The following is an 18,848-nucleotide window of genomic DNA, read 5'->3' as shown; positions in this document are numbered from 1 at the left end:
AGGGGCCTCGGTCTGGTGGAGGCGGCGGGAATCGAACCCGCGTCCGCGGATTCTCCACCCTCGGGTCTACATGCTTATACCGTCTTTGATTGTCGGCGTACGTTACCCGACGGGCAGGGAAAACGTACGCGTATCTTCGTTTGCTCTTAACGGATCAGCCCGAAGCGGGGCCTTACCGCGAGTCTGTGAGTGTCGACGCCCGGATCCGGAAGCACAGACACTTGCCGGGCGGACGCTAGCGGGTTTTAGGCCGCCAGAGCGTAGTTGTCGTCGTTCGCAACTAGCTTAGGTTGCAAATTGATTAACGAGGTGATTTGCGACCTCGGCATGCACCTTGGGTTTTGACATCCGCGTCGAAGCCATGTCGCCCCCGTAAAAGGCCGTTCATTGTAACAGTGTTCGATATGCGGCGGGATGGGCCGATTTCAAGCCCGGGTGCGGTCCGCCATCAGCCGTCGCTGCGCAGCAGCTGGGCCTTGCGGCGCTGCCAGTCGTGTTCCTTTTTCGACTGGCGCTTGTCGTATTTGGCCTTGCCCTTGGCGAGCGCGATCTCAAGCTTGGCCTTGCCGCGCTTCCAGTACATCGCCAGCGGCACGACGGTATAGCCTTTTTGTTCGGTCGCGCCGATGAGTGTGGCCAGTTCGCGTTCGTGCAGCAACAGCTTGCGCGTGCGCGTCGGATCGGCGCTGATATGGGTCGAGGCCGACTCCAGCGGATGGATGTGGCTGCCCAGCAGGAACGCCTCGCCGTCCTTGATCAGCACGTAGGCTTCGGTGATCCGGCCCTTGCCCGCGCGCAGGGATTTGACCTCCCAGCCGGTGAGCACGAGGCCGGCTTCGAGCCGGTCCTCGAGGAAGAAATCGTGACGCGCGCGTTTGTTCAGCGCGATGGTCGCGCTCGGCGTCTTGCTGTTTTTTTGCTTGGCCATACGCGTAGTATAGCGGGCCGACGCAAGCGGATGATCCATGATTCCCACCGATACTGCGCGGTCCTCGTGGTCCTCGTCGATACTGTTCGTCGTGGTCGTCGCGGCGGCCGTGGTGAGTCTGAGCAATCTGTGGCGCCTGCCGTACCTGCTGTCGGAATACGGCGGCGGGGCGTTTCTGCTGATCTACATCGGCGCGCTGCTGACGATGGGGCTGCCCCTGTTCAGCGGGCAGCTGCTCATGGCACGCGGCACGCGTTCGGATCTGCCCGGCGTGATCGCGGGCTGGACGCGCGATGCGCCGCATTCCCGTGTGTGGGTCTGGAGCGGTTATCTGGCGGTGTTCGGCGCGGCGCTGCTGCTCGCCGCCTACAGCGTGATCGCGGGCTGGAGTCTGGCCTACAGCGTACGCGGCGTGACCGGCGCGCTCGCGGTGGACTCGATCGCCGACTCGAGCGCGCGCTTCGTGACCTTCGCGGTGGATTCGGAGCGCGGCTTCGGCTGGCTGCTGCTGTTCATGTGTCTGATCACCGCCACCGCGGCCCGCGGGCTGCGCCGCGGCGTCCAACCCGTGATGCGCACCCTCGCACTGTGCATGCTGCTCGCCTTTCTCGCGCTGCTGGCCTCTGCGGTACTGGATGTCCGCGCCGCCGCGGCTCTGCACCGTCTGTTCGCGGTCGACTTCGCCGAAATGAACTGGCGCGGCCTGTTCGAAGCCCTCCATCAGGCGTTCTTCACACTCAGTCTGGGCACCGGTGTGGTCGTCGCGTTCGGCAGCTATCTGCCGCCCGATGCCCGTATCATCCGGCTGTCGCTGGCCGTGATCGCGATCGATCTGGCGGCGGCGCTCGCGGCCGCATTCATGCTGGCCGTGTTCGTCGGCGGCCGCGATGTGGCGCTGAGCGCGGGCCTGCAGAGCCTGTTCGAGGTGCTGCCGGTGGCGCTGGCCGGCGGTTGGCAGACGCCGATCATGTTCGTGCTGGTTGCACTGGTCAGCGTGAGCACCGCGGTGGCGCTGTTCGAACCGGTCGTGCAGCTGGTCGAGCACCGGACCGGATCGACGCGGCTGCGCGCCAGCGTCTACTCGGGCGTGGCGGTCGGCTGCCTGGGATTGCTCGCGCTGCTGTCGTTCGGCGCGCTGTCCTCGCTGCGACTGCTGGGTTTCGATCTGTTCGGCTGGATCATGCTCGCGGCCACGCGGGTCATCGGTCCATTGACGGGATTGCTGCTGTGCGTGCTGCTGGGCCGGGTGCTGGCGCGACGGCGGCTGCTGGCCGCCTGGAACGGGCACGAGCGCGATGGCCGGGCTGTCGGCTTCGCGCTGTGGCACATCCTGCTGCGCTACCCAACGCGCATCGCGCTGGTCGTGGTGCTGGCCTATGCGCTGGGTGCGCTCACGCTGATCGAGTGGATCTGGTGATGACGGACACGACCGACGACCCCACGATCGAGGTGGTGCTCGCCCTGCCGCAACGCTGCTGGCGGGTACGGGTGACGGCCCCGGAATCGACGACGGCGGCGGAGATCGTGCGCCGCTCCGGGCTGGATACGGTCTGCGAGCGCGAAAGCGGCGAGCGGCCGGTCATCGGGGTGTTCGGCCGCAAGGTCGGTCCGGATTACGTACCCCGGGCGGGGGAGCGCCTCGAGCTCTACCGCTCGCTGGTCGCGAACCCGCGCGAACGGCGGCGAAGCCGGGCGGGTGTCCGCCGCCGCGACGACGGTGGTTCAGGCGCCCGGTAGCGGCGTCGACAAGGGGCCGCGGCCCGGCGTGTCGTTCGGGCCGGGTGGGCCGATGGGCCCGCTCGGTGCGGCCGGCTGATCGTCATTATCCGGCTCGTAGGGCTCGTCCGAGCCGCCGTTCGGGCCCGGTGTCGTCCCGGCCGGCATCGGGGTGTCGCCCTTCAGGGCCGCCCGTGTGTAGGCTTCGTCACCGTCGATCTCGGCGAGTTTGCCGTCCGTGAAGTACAGGTTGAGCTCGCTCTTGCGCACGTCGGCGCGCGGGTCACGGTAATAGAACACGTAGTCCCAGCGATCGTTCTCGAAGCTGCTGTCGACCAGCGCCGTGCCCATCACGTATTCGACCTGGCGCTTGGTCATGCCGAGTTCGAGCTGGCTGACGTTCTCTTCGGTGACCACGTTGCCCTGAACCACCGGAACACGGAAAAAGACCGGCAGGCTGCACGCGGAAAGCGTGAGCAGCAGGACGAGCGCAGTGATTGACTTCATATGTAACAGGCCCCTGTTGGCGATCCGCATGATACGGCAGCCCTTTCAGTGCTGCCAAACGGCAGGCGATGGATCAGGCGCGCGCGGCCCGTTCGATCATGTCGGTGGCGTGCGCGCGCGTCTGGGCGGTGAGTTCGACGCCGCCCAGCATGCGCGCGATCTCCTCGATGCGCGCGTCGGGGTCGAGCGTCGAAATGCGAGTGGCGGTCTGGCCGGCGTCCACCTGCTTGGCCACATGCAGGTGATGTTCGGCCTGCGCGGCCACCTGCGGCAGATGGGTGACGCACAGGGACTGGCCGGCATCACCGAGGGCGCGCAGCTGCCGGCCGACGATCTCGGCCACGCCGCCGCCGATGCCGGTGTCCACCTCGTCGAACACGAGCGTGGGCACGCGCGTGCGGCTGGCGGCGACGACTTCGATCGCCAGGCTCACCCGCGAGAGTTCGCCGCCCGAGGCGACGCGCTCCAGCGGACGCGCGCTCTGGCCCGGATTGGCGGCGATGAGAAAATCGATCTCGTCCGTGCCGGTGGCGGCGGGGCGGTCCATTGCGTCGGGGGTAACCCGGACCTCGAACGTGCCTTCGGGCATGCCGAGCGTCCGGATGATGTCGGTGATCGCCGTACCCAGGCGCCCGGCAGCCTCGCGGCGCGCGGCGCTCAGCTCGGCCGCCGCCTCGGCGTAGGCCGCGGCCTGTCGCTCGGCGGTGGCCTTGAGTTCGGCCAGGCGCTCACCGGCGCCTTCGAGTTCGGCGAGCTCGGCGCCCAAACGCTGCGTGATCCCGGGTAGTTCCGCGGCATTGCAGTGATGCTTGCGCGCCAGATCCTGAATGCTGGCCAGCCGCTGTTCGACTTCGTGAAAACGCTGCGGGTCGATATCGAGCGTGTCGATGTGCTGGCGCAGCGTCTCGGCGGCCTCCTGGGTCTGGATACGGGCCGAGGTCGTGAGTTCGGCGATCGGCTCGAAGCCGGCGTCGATGGCGGCCAGCTCGTGGAGCAACCGTTCCGCGCCGCCGAGCTGGTCGGTGGCGGCGCCTTCCTCGGCCTCGAACAACAGCGCCAGCGCCCGCTGACCCTCGCCGATCAGACGTTCGGCGCTGGCCAGGCGTTTGTGCTCGGCCTCCAGCGCCTCGATCTCGTGCTCGCCCAGATCCAGCGCGGCCAGTTCGTCGACCTGATAGCGCAGCAGGTCGACGCGCATGTCGCCGGCATCGTCGACCTGTTCGATGCGCGCGATCTCGGCGCGCGTGGCCCGCAGCGCTTCGTAGGCGTCGCGCACGGCGACCCGGGCGGTCTCGTGCTCGCCGTACTCGTCGAGCAGGCGGCGCTGGTGCGCGCGCTTGAGCAACGACTGATGCGCGTGCTGGCCGTGGATGTCGACCAGCGTCTCCCCCAGTGCGCGCAGTTCGCGCACCGGCATGGGCGTGCCGTTGACCCAGCTTCGGCTGCGGCCCTCGCGGGCGACGACGCGCCGGATCACGCATTCGTCGTCCTCGTCGAGTTCGTGCGCCGCGAGCCATTCGCGGGCCGCCGGGGCGTCGTCGAGCCCGAAGCGGGCGCTGATGTCGGCGCGGTCGGCGCCCTCGCGCACGGCATCGGCGTCGGCGCGATCGCCGAGGATGAGGTTGAGCGCGTCCACGAGAATCGATTTGCCGGCGCCGGTCTCGCCGGATAGCACGGTCATGCCGCGATCGAACTCGACCTCGAGCTCGTCGATGATGGCGAAGTTGCGGATGGTGATCGCGGCGAGCATGAGGTCGCGCTCAGGCCCGCGGCAGCTGCTGGCCGCGGCCCCACTGCAGCTTGTTGCGCAGGATGTTGAAGTAGTCGTAGCCGGGCGGATGGATCAGCCGAAGATCGTGATCGCCACGCTCGATCAGCACCCGGTCCCCGGGCTCCAGCGGCTGGGTCACCTGGCCGTCGCTGGTGAACAGCGCAGCGCCGTCGTGGCCGTCGGCCACGCGCACCTCGACACGGTGGGCGGCGTCCACGATCAGCGGCCGGTCGGACAGGGTGTGCGGGCAGATCGGAACCATCGCCAGGGCGGCCATGTCCGGATGCAGCACCGGGCCGCCGCCGGACAGCGCGTAGGCCGTGGAGCCCGTCGGGGTGGCCACGACCATGCCGTCGGCGCGGTGATGGCTGATGAAGTCGCCGTTCATGTAGGTATCGAAATCGAGCACCCGGGCGAAGGCCTGATTGCGGACTACGCATTCGTTGAGTGCGGGAAAGACCTCGGGCTCGATATGGCCGTCCGCGCGCTGGATGCGCGCGCCCAGCATGAGCCGCGATTCGGCGATGTAGTGGCCGGCGAACACGTCGTCCAGGGTGGCGGCCATGTCGGCCGGAAGCACGTCCACCATGAAGCCCAGCCGGCCGAGGTTGACCCCGAGCAGCGGGGTGGCGTGGGCGGCCACGGTGCGCCCGGCATCCAGCAGGGTGCCGTCGCCGCCGACCACCACGATCAGATCGCAGGCCGCGCCCAGCGCGTCCCGCGGACAGGCCTCGACGTCGTCGCGCCCGTCGGCCTGCTCGGCGTCGGCGAGTACGCGCCGGCCGTGACGCGCCAGAACCGCGACGAGCGTATCCAGCGTGTCGCGCACGGTCTCGTCGTGGCGCTTGGCGAAGATGCCGATGGTTGCGAACTCGTGCGCCATGCGCAGCCGTTGGCCGACGGGTGAATGGCGTAAGCATTCACGCCTTGGGTCATATTTTCAACGTGCGCGTGTCGCCGATGTGCTTGAAAAGCCGGGAGCGAGCCCAATGGTGGAGCGCATCGAGGTCGCGCAGGGCGCTTCGCGCGACGATGTCATCAATCAGCGGGGATTTGTCATGACCCAGAACGATAGACCAGGCCAGGTCGATCCGGAACGCACACCCCACGGCGAACAGGATGCCGCTGCGGAGAACGCGCCGCAGCCGGATATCGAGAACGCCCAGACCGGCGCCGAGGACTACGTCGATACCGGCGAAGCGAGCGCCGACAGCCTCGCCGAGACCGACGAGCTGCAGGCCGAACTGGATCAGGCGCGGGCCGAGGCCGAGCAGTATCGCGATCAGGCGGTGCGGGCGGCCGCCGAGATGGAGAACGTGCGCAAGCGCGCACAGCGCGACGCCGAATCGGCGCGCAAATTCGCGATCGAGAAGTTCGCCGCCGATCTGCTCGGCGTGCGCGACAGTCTCGAACTGGGCCTCCAGGCGGCCGAGGAAGGCAACGGCGATTTCGACAAGCTCAAGGAAGGCATGGACATGACCAATCGCATGCTGGCCTCGAGCATGGAGAAGGCCGGCATCGAGGTGATCAACCCCGAGGGCGAGACCTTCGACCCCGAATACCACGAGGCCGTGTCGACCCAGCCCAGCGACGAGCTGCCCCCGAACAGCGTGGCCAGCGTCATGCAGAAGGGGTACACGCTCAACGGCCGCGTGCTGCGCGCCGCGATGGTGACCGTGGCCAAGCCGACCGGCGACAAATAGGCCGTGCCGGGCGCCCGGCGCTTGAAAAGCAGGCCGCGGCGCCCCAGATCGAAGTGCAAGTTGAGTTGAAAAAGACGCTGCCAATGCAGCGCGAATCAGAGGGAATCAGACATGGGTAAGATTATCGGTATCGATCTCGGCACCACGAACTCGTGCGTGGCCGTGCTCGAAGGCGATCAGCCGAAGGTGATCGAGAACGCGGAAGGCGAGCGCACGACCCCCAGCGTCGTCGCCTTCACCGATGACGACCAGACGCTCGTCGGCCGTCCGGCCAAGCGCCAGGCGGTGACCAATCCGAACGACACGCTGTACGCGATCAAGCGTCTGATCGGTCGCACCTTCGACGATCCGACCACGCAGAAAGACATCGACACGGTGCCCTACAAGATCGTCAAGGCGGACAACGGCGACGCCTGGGTCGAGGCCGCCGGCAAGAAGATGGCGCCGCCGGAAATCTCGGCGAAAGTGCTGCAGAAGATGAAGGCCACCGCCGAGGACTATCTCGGCGAGAAGGTCACCGAAGCGGTGATCACGGTGCCGGCCTACTTCAACGACAGCCAGCGCCAGGCGACCAAGGACGCCGGCCGCATCGCGGGTCTCGACGTCAAGCGCATCATCAACGAGCCGACCGCGGCCGCGCTGGCCTATGGCCTGGACAAGAAGGGCGGCGACAAGAAGATCGCGGTCTATGACCTGGGCGGCGGTACCTTCGACATCTCGATCATCGAGGTGGCCGAGGTCGACGGCGAGCACCAGTTCGAAGTGCACGCCACCAACGGCGACACCTTCCTCGGCGGCGAGGACTTCGACAACAAGATCATCGATCACATCGCCGACGAGTTCGAGAAGGAGCAGGGCGTCGACCTGCGCAAGGACAAGCTGGCCCTGCAGCGGCTCAAGGAAGCCGCAGAGAAGGCGAAGATCGAGCTCTCCTCGACGCAGCAAACCGAGGTCAACCTGCCGTACGTGACGGCCGATCAGTCGGGTCCGAAGCACCTGAACATGAAGATCACCCGGGCCAAGCTCGAGAGCCTGGTCGAGGATCTGGTCGCCCGTACGATCGACCCGTGCCGGACCGCGCTCAAGGATTCGGGCATGAAGGCCTCGGACATCGACGACGTGATTCTCGTCGGCGGCCAGACCCGCATGCCGGCCGTGCAGGAAGCGGTCAAGAGCTTCTTCGGCAAGGACGCCCGCAAGGACGTCAACCCGGACGAGGCCGTGGCCGTGGGCGCCGCCATTCAGGGGTCGGTCCTGTCGGGCGACACCAAGGACGTGCTGCTGCTGGACGTGACGCCGCTGAGCCTCGGCATCGAGACCCTGGGCGGCAAGATGACCAAGCTCATCGACAAGAACACGACCATTCCGACCCGCAAGTCGGAGACGTTCTCGACCGCCGAGGACAACCAGCCGGCCGTGACCGTGCACGTGCTCCAGGGCGAGCGCGAGCAGGCTTCGGCTAACAAGTCGCTGGGCCGCTTCGATCTGTCGGATATCCCGCCGGCACCGCGCGGCACGCCGCAGATCGAGGTCACCTTCGACCTCGACGCCAACGGCATCCTTAACGTCTCGGCCAAGGACAAGGCCACCGGCAAGGAGCAGTCGATCCAGATTCGCGCCTCCTCCGGTCTGTCCGACGAAGAGGTCGAGCAGATGGTCAAGGACGCCGAGGCGCACGCCGAGGAAGACGCCAAGTTCAACGAGCTGATCGAGGCGCGCAACCAGGCGGATGGTCTGATCCACGGCATCGAAAAGTCCATGCGTGATCTCGGCGACAAGGTCACCGAGGACGAGAAGAAGCCGATCGACGACGCCATCGCCGAACTGCGCGAGGCGCTCGAGGGCGACGACAAGGACGACATCGAGGCCAAGACGCAGAAGCTGTCCGAAGCCTCCGCGCCGGTCATGGAAAAGGCCTACAGCCAGAGTGGCGAGGCCGAAGGCGGCGCCGAGGACGGCGAGCAGACCAAGCAGAGCTCGCAGGACGATTCGGACGACGTGGTCGACGCGGACTTCGAGGAAGTCAAGGACGACGACAAGAAGTCGGGCACCAACAACTCGTAGGTCCCCGACGCGTCGAGGCTTGAAGCGCCGGGGCAGCGCCATGCGTTGCCCCGGTATTTTTTGATACCGGGCTTTCTCCATTATGGCGAAACGCGATTATTACGACGTGCTGGGTGTGTCCAAGGGCGCATCCAAGGACGACATCAAGAAGGCTTATCGTCGGCTGGCGATGAAGAACCATCCGGACCGCAATCCGGATGACACCGAGGCGGAGGCGCGCTTCAAGGAGGCTTCGGAAGCCTATGAAGTGCTCTCCGACGACCAGAAGCGTCAGGCCTACGACCAGTTCGGCCATGCCGGGCTGGGCGGCGCCAGCGGTGGCGGCGGCGGTCCCGGCGCCGGGGCCGGCGGCTTCGGCGACATCTTCGGCGATATCTTCTCCGATATCTTCGGCGGTGGCATGGGCGGCGGTCGCTCGCGCGCTTCCCGCGGGGCCGATCTGCGCTATGACCTGGATCTCGATCTGGAGACCGCCATCGAGGGCGATACCGTCGAGATCCGCATCCCCACGCTGGAGCAGTGCGAGGGCTGCGGCGGCGACGGCGCGGAACCCGGATCGCCCGTGGACACCTGCGGCACCTGCCAGGGCATGGGTCAAGTCCGGATCCAGCAGGGCTTCCTGTCGATCCAGCAGACCTGCCCGGATTGCCACGGGTCCGGCAACAAGGTGCGCAATCCCTGCCGCAAATGCGGGGGCGAAGGGCGCCGCCAGTCCTCGAAGACGCTGTCGGTCAAGGTGCCGCCGGGCGTGGACAACGGCGACCGGATCCGGCTGTCCGGCGAGGGCGAGGCCGGCGAGATGGGCGGCCCCACGGGCGATCTGTACGTACAGATCAACGTCAAGCCGCACGAGTTCTTCGTCCGCGACGGCAACAACCTGCGCGCGAATGTGCCGGTCGACATGATCACCGCCGCGCTCGGCGGCGATATCGACGTGCCCACGCTCAAGGGCAAGGTGTCGTTGCGGGTGCCGGCCGAGACCCAGTCCGGCAAGACCTTCCGCCTGCGCGGCAAGGGCGTGCAGTCGGTGCGGACCTCGTCGCCGGGCGATCTGCTGGTCAAGGTCAGCGTGGAAACGCCGGTCAATCTCAACGCCAAGCAGAAGAAGATGCTCGAGGAGCTGCAGGAATCGCTCGAGGCGAGCGGCCGCAGCCACAGTCCGGCGACGACCTCTTGGCTGGACAAGGCCAAGCGCTTCTTTGGCGAGCATCTGGGCTAGAGCGAGGAGTTCGACATGGCGAAACCGGTGAAGGTCGCGATCAACGGGGCGGCCGGTCGGATGGGGCGTGAACTCGTCATCGCCTGTCTGCGCAACGAGGCGCTCGCGCTCGCCGCCGCCTTCGAGGCCCCGGGCAGCGAGGCCATCGGCCGGGACGCCGGCCGGCTGGCCGGCGCGGACGATGCGGGCGTGGCGGTGGATTCGGCCGCCGACCGCGGCGATCGTGACTTCGACGTGCTGGTGGATTTCACCCGCCCCGCGCCGTGTGTCGAAGCGCTCGGCGACTGCGTGGCGGCCGGTGCGGCCATCGTCATCGGTACGACGGGTTTCGACGACACGCAGCTCGAACGCATCGATGCGGCCGCCGAACGCATCGCCGTGGTGATGGCGCCGAACTTCAGTGCCGGCGTCAACTTGTCGCTTAAACTGCTTGAAATGGCAGCGAAAGCACTCGGGGATTCGTTCGACATCGAAGTGCTCGAGGCGCACCACCGACACAAGGTCGACGCCCCCTCCGGCACGGCGTTGCGCATGGGCGAGGTGCTGGCCGAGGCGACCGGGCGCGAGCTGTCCGACTGCGCCGTCTATGCCCGCCAGGGCCATACCGGAGAGCGCGAGCGCGGCACCATCGGTTTCCAGACCCTGCGCGGCGGCGACATCGTCGGCGAGCATACGGTACTGTTCGCGGGCGACGGCGAACGGCTGGAGATCACGCACAAGGCCTCGTCACGGCAGACCTTTGCCGGCGGGGCCATGCGCGCGGCCGGCTGGGCCGCGTCGCGTCCGCCGGGCCGCTACGACATGAACGACGTGCTGGGTATCGCCGAACGGGCGGACTGAAGCCCGCGATTGCACCGCACCGGCTGGCGAGAGCGCCGGCGAGCGGCTATACTCTCGCCGCCTGCGGCCATGCCGGCACTGCCCAGAACACAGCGTCACGGAGTCATTGTTGCGCCCGACAGCCCTGCTTGCGCTTGAAGACGGTAGCCTCTTTCATGGACGCGCCATCGGTGCCACCGGCACCACCGTCGGCGAGGTCGTCTTCAACACCGCGATGACCGGTTATCAGGAGATCCTGACCGACCCGTCCTACCGTCAGCAGATGGTCACGCTGACCTATCCGCATATCGGCAATACCGGCGCCAACGCCGAGGACGTCGAATCGGATCGCGTCCAGGCCGCCGGCTTGATCGTTCGCGAGGTGCCGCGTGCGCCCAGCAACTGGCGTACCGACGGCGGCCTGATGGCCTATCTCGAGTCCAACGGCGTGGTCGGCATCGGCGACATCGATACCCGTCGCCTCACGCGCCTGCTGCGCGAAAAAGGGGCGCAGAACGGCTGCATCATGGCGGGCGAGGGCGTCGACGAGGCGGCGGCACTGGCCGCGGCGCGCGATTTCCCGGGCCTGAAGGGCGCGGACCTCGCGGCCGAGGCCGGCACCCGCGAACGCTACGACTGGGACCAGCCCAGCTGGGTCGGGCCGAACGACACGCACGTGCCGGCGACGCCGACCCATCACGTCGCCGTCTACGACTACGGCGTGAAGTACAACATCCTGCGCCGTCTGGTCGACTGCGGCGCGCGCGTCACCGTGGTGCCGCCGCGCACGCCGCTGGCGGACGTGATGGCGCTGGGTGTGGACGGCGTGCTGCTGGCCAACGGGCCGGGCGATCCGGAGCCCTGCGATTACGCGATCGCCACCTGCCGTGAGCTGATCGAACGCGGCGTGCCGACGCTCGGCATCTGTCTCGGCCACCAGATACTCGGGCTCGCCGCGGGTGGCCGCAGCCTGAAGATGAAGTTCGGTCATCACGGGGCCAACCATCCGGTGATGGACGTGAACACCGGCGAGGTGCTCATCACGAGCCAGAACCACGGCTTCGCCGTGGACGAGGCCAGCCTGCCGGACACTGTTCGCGTGACTCACCGTTCGTTGTTCGACCAGACGCTGCAGGGCATCGAGATCATCGACAAACCGGTGTTCTCGTTCCAGGGCCACCCGGAGGCCAGCCCGGGCCCGCACGACGTGTCGCCGCTGTTCGCGCGCTTCATGCGCACGATGGAGTCGCATCGACCCGCCGGCTGAATGCTGTGGAATCAGCATCAGAAACATGACGCAACCGATTGAACCGAAAGCGTAGTCGACAGGGCGTGCCCGAGGCGCGCCCGCGCTGAAAACGAGCACCCAAGCCATGCCGAAACGCGAAGACATCCGGACCATCCTGATCATCGGCGCCGGGCCGATCGTCATCGGCCAGGCCTGCGAGTTCGACTACTCCGGCATGCAGGCCTGCAAGGCGCTCAAGGACGAGGGCTTCCGGGTCGTGCTGGTGAATTCGAATCCGGCCACGATCATGACCGACCCGGAGACGGCCGACGCGGTCTACGTCGAACCCATCACCTGGCGCACCGTCGAGCGCGTCATCGAAGCCGAGAAGCCCGATGCGCTGCTGCCGACCATGGGCGGTCAGACCGCGCTGAACTGCGCGCTCGATCTGTTCAACAACGGCGTGCTCGCCAAGCACGGCGTGGAGATGATCGGCGCCTCGCGCGATGCCATCGACATGGCCGAGGATCGCAACGCCTTCCGCGAGGCAATGACCGAGATCGGCCTCGCGACCCCCGAATCCGCGGTGGTGCACTCGGCGGCCGAAGCCGAGGCGGTACAGGCGCGGATCGGCTTCCCGCTGATCATGCGGCCGTCGTTCACGCTGGGCGGCACCGGCGGCGGGATCGCCTACAACCGCGAGGAATTCGACGATCTGCTCGCGCGCGGCCTGGAGCTGTCGCCGACCAACGAAGTGCTGCTCGAACAGAGCGTGCTCGGCTGGAAGGAATATGAGATGGAGGTCGTGCGTGACCACGCCGACAACTGCATCATCATCTGTGCGATCGAGAACGTCGACGCCATGGGCGTGCATACCGGCGACTCGATCACGGTCGCACCGGCTCAGACGCTGACGGACAAGGAATATCAGGTCATGCGCGACGCCTCGCTGGCCTGCCTGCGCAAGATCGGTGTGGATACCGGCGGCTCGAACGTGCAGTTCGCCATCAACCCCGCCGACGGCAAGATGATCATCATCGAGATGAACCCGCGCGTGTCGCGCTCCTCGGCGCTGGCCTCGAAGGCGACCGGCTTTCCGATCGCCAAGGTCGCGGCCAAGCTGGCCGTCGGCTACACGCTGGACGAGCTCAACAACGAGATCACGGGCGGCGCGATGCCGGCCTCGTTCGAGCCGTCCATCGACTATGTCGTCACGAAGATGCCGCGGTTCACCTTCGAGAAGTTTCCGGCCGCGGACAATCGCCTGACCACGCAGATGAAATCGGTCGGCGAGGCGATGGCGATCGGGCGCAACTTCCAGGAGTCGCTGCACAAGGCGATGCGCAGTCTCGAGATCGGTTCGGACGGTTTCGAGCCGAAGTTCGATGATGTGACGACGAGCGCCGTGCAGGACACGCTGCGCAGCGAGCTCTCCACCCCGCGTGCCGAGCGGCTGTGGTACGTGGGTGACGCCTTCCGCGCGGGCTTGTCGCTGGCCGAGGTGCATCGACTCACGCACATCGACCCGTGGTTTCTGGATCAGATCGCCGAGATCATCGAGATGGAGATGGCCCTGTCCACCTCCACGCTCGCGGATCTCGATGCGCAGACGCTGCGGGCCTACAAGCGCAAGGGCTTCTCCGACCTGCGTCTGGCCGACCTGCTCGGCTGTGACGAATTCGCCGTGCGTCGGATGCGCCTGCAGCACGACATCGTGCCGGTCTACAAGCGCGTCGATTCCTGCGCGGCCGAGTTCCCGACCGCGACCGCCTATCAGTACTCCTCCTATGACGAGGAAAGCGAGGCCAATCCCTCGAATCGCGACAAGATCATGGTGCTGGGCGGCGGGCCCAACCGCATCGGCCAGGGCATCGAGTTTGACTACTGCTGCGTCCATGCCGCGCTCGCCATGCGCGACGACGGCTACGAAACGATCATGGTCAACTGCAATCCGGAGACCGTGTCGACCGACTACGACACCTCGGACCGGCTCTACTTCGAGCCGCTGACCTTCGAGGACGTCATGTCGATCATCGACGTGGAAAAGCCCAAGGGCGTGATCGTGCAGTACGGCGGCCAGACGCCGCTCAAGCTCGCTCGCCGTCTGGAGGCCGCCGGCGCGCCCATCATCGGCACCGCACCGGATTCGATCGACCTGGCCGAGGATCGCGACCGCTTCCTCAATCTGGTCAACAAGCTCGGCCTCAAGCAGCCGGCCAACCGTTCCGCGCGCTCCGAGGCCGAGGCCATGCGCCTGGCCGAGGAGGTCGGCTTTCCCATGGTCGTGCGGCCGTCCTACGTGTTGGGCGGCCGCGCCATGGAGATCGTCTACGAGCCGGAGGATCTGCAGCAGTACATGACCGCGGCGGTGAAGGTCTCGCCGGATTCGCCGGTGCTGCTGGACCGTTTCCTCGAGGATGCGATCGAGCTGGACGTGGACGCGATCTGCGACGGCAGCGACGTGTTCATCGGCGGCATCATGGAACACATCGAGCAGGCCGGCGTGCATTCGGGCGATTCGGCCTGCAGCCTGCCGCCGTACAGCCTGGGCGCCGAGGTCCTCGACGAGGTACGGCGCCAGACCGCGGCGCTGGCGCGCGGGCTGTCGGTGGTCGGCCTGATGAACGTGCAGTTCGCGATCCGTGGCGGCGACGTCTACCTGCTGGAGGTCAATCCGCGCGCCTCGCGCACCGTGCCGTTCGTGTCCAAGGCCACCGGCGTGCCGCTGGCCAAGATCGCGGCTCGCTGCATGGCCGGCAAGACGCTGGCCGAGCAGAACGTCGGTGCCGAGCGCGTGATCGAGCATTTCGCGGTCAAGGAGGCGGTGTTCCCGTTTTCCAAGTTTCCGACCGTCGATCCGCTGCTGGGCCCCGAAATGAAGTCCACCGGCGAGGTCATGGGCGTGGGCCGGACCTTCGGCGAGGCGTTCGCCAAGTCGCAGCTGGCCAGCGGCGTCGGACTTCCGGAGGGCGGCACCGCGCTGATCACCGTGCGCGACGCCGACAAGCCCCATGCGGTACGTCTCGCGCGCGAGCTGGTGGCGGCCGGCTTCGATCTGGTGGCCACCCGTGGCACGGCGGCCGTGATCGAGGCCGAGGGCATCGCGGTGGCGCGCGTGAACAAGGTCAAGGAAGGGCGCCCGCACATCGTGGACATGATCAAGAACGGCGAGATCCAGCTCGTGGTCAACACCACCGAAGGCAAGCGCGCGATCGAGGAGTCGCGTTCGATCCGCATCACGGCGCTGCGCTACAAGGTGGCCTACTTCACGACGATCGCGGGCGCCCAGGCCACCTGCACCGCGCTCACCGACGATCGCCACGGCCGCGTCTACGCCCTGCAGGCATTGCAGGATGCGATCGCGGTCTGAGTCGGGGCGGTGAGAAAATCTGCGGCGAAGCCGCTATAATGTGGGCAAACGAAAACCGAACTGAACGTTATTTCCGACACGATTGACCCGGCCTCGAAAGAGGTCCGCTTCCGCTCTCCGTTCAAGGAAGACGGCGCCGACATTCTCCAGCTCGTTCGCGATACGGGCGTGCTCGACGTCAATTCCGTCTATGCCTATCTGCTCGTGGGCGAGCACTACTCGCAGACGAGCGTGGTCGCCGAGGTCGGCGACCAGCTGGCCGGTTTCATATCGGCCTACTGCCCGCCGAGCAAACCGGACACGGTGTTCGTGTGGCAGGTGGGCGTCGCCGAGGCCGGCCGCGGCCGCGGCCTGGCCACGCGCATGCTCTACGAGATCCTCAAGCGACCGGCCTGTTCGCACGTGCGCTATCTCGACACCACCGTGGGGCCGACCAACGAGGCGTCCATGGCGCTCTTCCGCGGCTTCGCCGCCAAGCTCGACACCCGGTGCGAAGAGGAGGAGCTGTTCGCCAGCGAACTGTTCGGCGATCACGAAAGCGTCGACGGCGAACCCCACGAGCCCGAAATTCTCTTCCGTATCGGCCCCTTCGATACCGCGGCGATCCGCGAGTCGGCCGAATAGGACATTCATCCGAGCAGTCGCTCAGGAGCAAGTTATGGAAACCATCAATCGTCTCGAATCCGAAGTGCGCGGGTACGTGCGTGGCTTCCCGACGGTCTTCACGACCGCCAAGGGCAACCGCATGACCGACGAGAACGGCGACGTCTATCTCGATTTCTTCGGCGGCGCCGGCGCGCTCAACTACGGCCACAACGACGAAGTGATGAAGAAAGCCCTGCTGGATTACATCCAGGGCGACAACATCTGCCACGGTCTGGACATGGCGACCGCGGAGAAAGTCAATTTCCTCGAGACTTTCGAGGAAGTGATCATGAAACCGCGGGGCATGGACTACAAGATCCAGTTTCCGGGGCCGACCGGCACCAACGCCGTGGAAGCCGCACTCAAGCTGGCCCGCAAGGTCAAGGGCCGCAGCGGCGTGCTGTGCTTCACCGACGGCTATCACGGCATGACGCTGGGGGCGCTCGCGGTGACCGGCAATTCCGCCAAGCGCGGCGGCGCCGGGGTCGATCTGCAGGACACGCACTCGCTGCCGTTCTGCGACTATTTCCGCGATGGCCGCGACACCGCCGCCGATCTCGAGTACATGCTCAAGGACGGCTCCAGCGGGCTTGAAAAGCCGGCCGCCGTGATCCTCGAGACCGTACAGGGCGAGGGCGGCATCAACGTGGCGAGTGACGAGTGGCTGCGCGAGATCGAGCGCATCTGCCGCGAGCACGACATGCTGCTGATCGTCGATGACATCCAGGCCGGCGTCGGCCGTACCGGCCCGTTCTTCTCGTTCGAGCCCTCGGGCATCAAGCCGGACATCATCACCGTGTCCAAGTCGCTGTCCGGCTTCGGCCTGCCGCTGGCGATCACCATGATCCGCCCGGATCTGGATATCTGGGAGCCCGGCGAGCACAACGGCACGTTCCGTGGCAACAACCACGCCTTCGTGACGGCCGTCGCCGCGATCAATCACTACTGGCGCGACGACGCCTTCGAGAAGGAGATCCTGCGCAAGGGCGAGCACATGCGCGAACGCCTGAACGAGATCGTGGATCGCCATCCCGGCTTCAACGCCGAGGTGCGTGGCCGCGGCATGTTCATCGGTGTCGACTGCGAGATCGCCGAGATCGCCGACGAGATCGCGGCCGAGTGCTTCAATCGCAAGCTGCTTTTGGAGACCGCCGGCCCCCGTGACAGCGTGATCAAGTTCATGCAGGCCGTGAACACCAGCGACGCCGATATCGACGAAGGTCTGGATATCGTCGCCGACGCGGTTCAAGCGGTCCTCGACAAGCACGGGCTGACACAGGGTGCGGCCTGAGATCTCGAGGCGCGTCGCAGCCTGAGGCGCGTGCTGTAGGATACATTGGTGTCGATCACCTCAAGACGCTAGGAGTCCCGATGAAGATTGTGCGTACCGAAGACCTGCGCGGCACCGACCGCGAGGTCGTCAGCCCGGACGGCTGGACCAGCGTGCGTTGGCTGCTGGCCAGCGACGGCATGGGTTTTTCGTTTCACGAGACCACGTTCCCGCCCGGACTCGAGTTCGACATGTGGTACAAGTACCACTACGAAGCCGTGTTCTGTTATCAGGGCGAGGGCACGCTCGTGAACCGCGATACCGGCGAAGAGCACAAGATCGAGCCGGGTACGGTGTATGCGCTCGACAACCACGATCGGCATACGCTCAAGGCCAAGACCGAGCTCAAGCTGGTCTGCGCCTTCAACCCGCCGGTCACCGGTCGCGAGATCCACGACGAGGACGGCGCCTACGTTCCGCCGCAGGATCAGTAGGCGGCGCGCGCCGATGCGCTGACACGCGTCACGACCCCGGTCCGCGGACCGGGGTTTTTTTTGCCGCGAGCCGGCCGGTCCTCGGCCGCGGCGTCCATCGGCAGGGAGCCCGAACATGCGTTCGACGCCAACCCCGCTGCTCGTCGCCGGACTCGTGCTGGCGACGCTGTTTGCACTGAATTCGTTCCCTCAGCTGACGTCCGTTCTGCTGCTCGTGTTCTCGGGCGTCATTCTCGCCGTGCTCCTGGATGCGGCGACCCAGGCGATGCAGCGCGTTCTGCCGGGCGGTCGCGTGCCGGCCTATGCGGCGACCCTGGCAGCGATCACACTCATGTTCGTGTTGATCGCGCTGTGGATCGGGCCCCGGATCGATCAGGAGATTCCGCGACTGATCGAGCGCATGCCGGAAGCCTGGGACAGCCTGCGCGCGCGCGTGAACAACTTCGAGATGCTGCGCGGCGCGCTCGATGACACGGCCCAGCCGATCGAGTGGTTCGCGCGCGGCACCCATGTCTTCAGCGTCGTGTCGTCCACGTTCGGCGGCATCTTCAACCTGTTCGTGGTGATCTTCGTCGGCATCTACGCCGCCGCGTCACCGCGGCGTTACCTGTCGCTCGGCCGCGATCTGATGTCGCGCGAGAGCCGGGACAAGCTGGGCGTCGTGGCGCGGGAGCTCGCCCACGAGCTTCGGCTGTGGCTGCTCGGTCGCGGCCTGTCGATGGCGATTGTTGGCATCGCGACCGGTATCGGCCTGTTCGTGATGGACGTCTCGCTCGCGTTCACGCTCGGTCTCTGGGCCGGGCTGGTCTCGTTCGTGCCCTATATCGGGCCCCTGATCGGCGTGGTGCCTGCGCTGCTGATCGCGGCGGTCGAGTCGCTCGGACTGGCCGGCTGGGTGCTGTCGCTCTATATCGTGATCCAGGCCTTCGAAAGCACGGTGCTCACGCCGCTCATCCAACAGCGTGCGATCGCGCTGCCGCCGGTGGTTCTGATCTCGGCCCAGCTCGTTGGCGGCGTGCTCATGGGCCCGCTCGGCGTGCTGCTGGCCGCACCCATGGTGCTGACCGGCGCGGTCACCACGCGCGTACTGCGCGCGGCCGATCGATCAGACGGT

16 protein-coding genes and 1 other RNA gene are annotated in these 18,848 nt (G+C 66.7%); 12 read left to right on the top strand and 5 right to left on the bottom strand.

Going from position 1 to position 18,848, the window contains the following annotated elements; genetic code table 11:
• Positions 1-13: 13 nt before the first annotated feature.
• Together ssrA and smpB are read right to left on the bottom strand one after the other, a co-directional pair.
• Positions 14-372: a transfer-messenger RNA gene (ssrA, locus tag SAOR_RS04380) on the bottom strand.
• Between the two features lie 76 nt (positions 373-448).
• On the bottom strand, positions 449-928 hold the full coding sequence (smpB, locus tag SAOR_RS04375) for an SsrA-binding protein SmpB (RefSeq protein ID WP_123590439.1): 480 nt from the start codon (positions 926-928) through the stop codon (positions 449-451).
• A 37-nt stretch (positions 929-965) separates the two neighbouring features.
• Here smpB and SAOR_RS04370 point away from each other — a divergent pair, with 37 nt between their 5' ends.
• Together SAOR_RS04370 and SAOR_RS04365 are read left to right on the top strand one after the other, a co-directional pair.
• Positions 966-2,345 (top strand): sodium-dependent transporter, encoded by a 1,380-nt coding sequence (locus SAOR_RS04370; RefSeq protein ID WP_123630377.1) that lies wholly within the window; start codon positions 966-968, stop codon positions 2,343-2,345.
• Entirely contained in the window at positions 2,345-2,665 is a 321-nt protein-coding gene (locus SAOR_RS04365; protein ID WP_123630376.1) for an RnfH family protein, read from the top strand. Before SAOR_RS04370 ends, SAOR_RS04365 begins: the two co-directional genes overlap by 1 nt.
• Here SAOR_RS04365 and SAOR_RS04360 read toward each other — a convergent pair.
• The 3 genes from SAOR_RS04360 to SAOR_RS04350 form a co-directional block, all read right to left on the bottom strand.
• Positions 2,651-3,151 carry an outer membrane protein assembly factor BamE gene (locus SAOR_RS04360; protein WP_185015543.1) on the bottom strand — a complete coding sequence of 167 codons (501 nt, stop codon included), beginning with the start codon at positions 3,149-3,151 and terminating at the stop codon, positions 2,651-2,653. The genes SAOR_RS04365 and SAOR_RS04360 overlap by 15 nt on opposite strands.
• 73 nt (positions 3,152-3,224) lie before the next feature.
• Positions 3,225-4,901, bottom strand: coding sequence for a DNA repair protein RecN (gene recN, locus SAOR_RS04355; RefSeq protein ID WP_123630374.1), 1,677 nt, complete (start codon positions 4,899-4,901; stop codon positions 3,225-3,227).
• A gap of 10 nt (positions 4,902-4,911) precedes the next feature.
• On the bottom strand, positions 4,912-5,805 hold the full coding sequence (locus SAOR_RS04350; RefSeq protein WP_123630373.1) for an NAD(+) kinase: 894 nt from the start codon (positions 5,803-5,805) through the stop codon (positions 4,912-4,914).
• A gap of 175 nt (positions 5,806-5,980) precedes the next feature.
• On the opposite strand from SAOR_RS04350, the gene grpE reads away from it, so the two are divergent.
• The 10 genes from grpE to SAOR_RS04300 form a co-directional block, all read left to right on the top strand.
• Positions 5,981-6,625, top strand: coding sequence for a nucleotide exchange factor GrpE (gene grpE, locus SAOR_RS04345; protein ID WP_123630372.1), 645 nt, complete (start codon positions 5,981-5,983; stop codon positions 6,623-6,625).
• Between the two features lie 111 nt (positions 6,626-6,736).
• Positions 6,737-8,689 carry a molecular chaperone DnaK gene (gene dnaK / locus SAOR_RS04340; protein WP_123630371.1) on the top strand — a complete coding sequence of 651 codons (1,953 nt, stop codon included), beginning with the start codon at positions 6,737-6,739 and terminating at the stop codon, positions 8,687-8,689.
• Positions 8,690-8,771: 82 nt separating this feature from the next.
• Positions 8,772-9,908: a molecular chaperone DnaJ gene (dnaJ, locus tag SAOR_RS04335; RefSeq protein WP_123590399.1), complete on the top strand. Its 1,137-nt coding sequence runs from the start codon at positions 8,772-8,774 to the stop codon at positions 9,906-9,908.
• 15 nt (positions 9,909-9,923) lie between these two features.
• Positions 9,924-10,748, top strand: coding sequence for a 4-hydroxy-tetrahydrodipicolinate reductase (gene dapB, locus SAOR_RS04330; RefSeq protein ID WP_123630370.1), 825 nt, complete (start codon positions 9,924-9,926; stop codon positions 10,746-10,748).
• 109 nt (positions 10,749-10,857) lie between these two features.
• A complete protein-coding gene (gene carA / locus SAOR_RS04325) occupies positions 10,858-11,994 on the top strand; it encodes a glutamine-hydrolyzing carbamoyl-phosphate synthase small subunit (protein WP_123630369.1) in 1,137 nt (378 codons plus the stop codon).
• 106 nt (positions 11,995-12,100) lie between these two features.
• On the top strand, positions 12,101-15,325 hold the full coding sequence (gene carB, locus SAOR_RS04320; protein ID WP_123630368.1) for a carbamoyl-phosphate synthase large subunit: 3,225 nt from the start codon (positions 12,101-12,103) through the stop codon (positions 15,323-15,325).
• A gap of 60 nt (positions 15,326-15,385) precedes the next feature.
• Positions 15,386-15,949 (top strand): diaminobutyrate acetyltransferase, encoded by a 564-nt coding sequence (gene ectA / locus SAOR_RS04315; protein ID WP_221177852.1) that lies wholly within the window; start codon positions 15,386-15,388, stop codon positions 15,947-15,949.
• 34 nt (positions 15,950-15,983) lie between these two features.
• Positions 15,984-17,261: a diaminobutyrate--2-oxoglutarate transaminase gene (ectB, locus tag SAOR_RS04310; protein WP_123630367.1), complete on the top strand. Its 1,278-nt coding sequence runs from the start codon at positions 15,984-15,986 to the stop codon at positions 17,259-17,261.
• An 80-nt stretch (positions 17,262-17,341) separates the two neighbouring features.
• Positions 17,342-17,734, top strand: coding sequence for an ectoine synthase (locus tag SAOR_RS04305; protein ID WP_123590393.1), 393 nt, complete (start codon positions 17,342-17,344; stop codon positions 17,732-17,734).
• Between the two features lie 115 nt (positions 17,735-17,849).
• On the top strand, positions 17,850-18,848 hold a 999-nt coding region (locus tag SAOR_RS04300), incomplete at its 3' end, for an AI-2E family transporter (protein ID WP_148077369.1).

It is taken from the genome of Salinisphaera orenii subsp. orenii MK-B5 (assembly GCF_003788635.1).
GTDB lineage: Bacteria > Pseudomonadota > Gammaproteobacteria > Nevskiales > Salinisphaeraceae > Salinisphaera > Salinisphaera orenii.
This window is presented reverse-complemented; position numbering and strand designations above follow the sequence as displayed.

Excerpts from the sequence above, each read along its gene's own strand:
- SAOR_RS04350 (WP_123630373.1), bottom strand. The coding sequence starts at position 5,805 with ATGGCGCACGAGTTCGCAACCATCGGCATCTTCGCCAAGCGCCACGAC.
- carB (WP_123630368.1), top strand. The coding sequence starts at position 12,101 with ATGCCGAAACGCGAAGACATCCGGACCATCCTGATCATCGGCGCCGGG.
- ectB (WP_123630367.1), top strand. The coding sequence starts at position 15,984 with ATGGAAACCATCAATCGTCTCGAATCCGAAGTGCGCGGGTACGTGCGT.
- SAOR_RS04305 (WP_123590393.1), top strand. The coding sequence starts at position 17,342 with ATGAAGATTGTGCGTACCGAAGACCTGCGCGGCACCGACCGCGAGGTC.
- SAOR_RS04360 (WP_185015543.1), bottom strand. The coding sequence starts at position 3,151 with ATGAAGTCAATCACTGCGCTCGTCCTGCTGCTCACGCTTTCCGCGTGC.
- SAOR_RS04370 (WP_123630377.1), top strand. The coding sequence starts at position 966 with ATGATTCCCACCGATACTGCGCGGTCCTCGTGGTCCTCGTCGATACTG.
- recN (WP_123630374.1), bottom strand. The coding sequence starts at position 4,901 with ATGCTCGCCGCGATCACCATCCGCAACTTCGCCATCATCGACGAGCTC.
- smpB (WP_123590439.1), bottom strand. The coding sequence starts at position 928 with ATGGCCAAGCAAAAAAACAGCAAGACGCCGAGCGCGACCATCGCGCTG.
- dnaK (WP_123630371.1), top strand. The coding sequence starts at position 6,737 with ATGGGTAAGATTATCGGTATCGATCTCGGCACCACGAACTCGTGCGTG.
- dnaJ (WP_123590399.1), top strand. The coding sequence starts at position 8,772 with ATGGCGAAACGCGATTATTACGACGTGCTGGGTGTGTCCAAGGGCGCA.
- dapB (WP_123630370.1), top strand. The coding sequence starts at position 9,924 with ATGGCGAAACCGGTGAAGGTCGCGATCAACGGGGCGGCCGGTCGGATG.
- grpE (WP_123630372.1), top strand. The coding sequence starts at position 5,981 with ATGACCCAGAACGATAGACCAGGCCAGGTCGATCCGGAACGCACACCC.
- SAOR_RS04365 (WP_123630376.1), top strand. The coding sequence starts at position 2,345 with ATGACGGACACGACCGACGACCCCACGATCGAGGTGGTGCTCGCCCTG.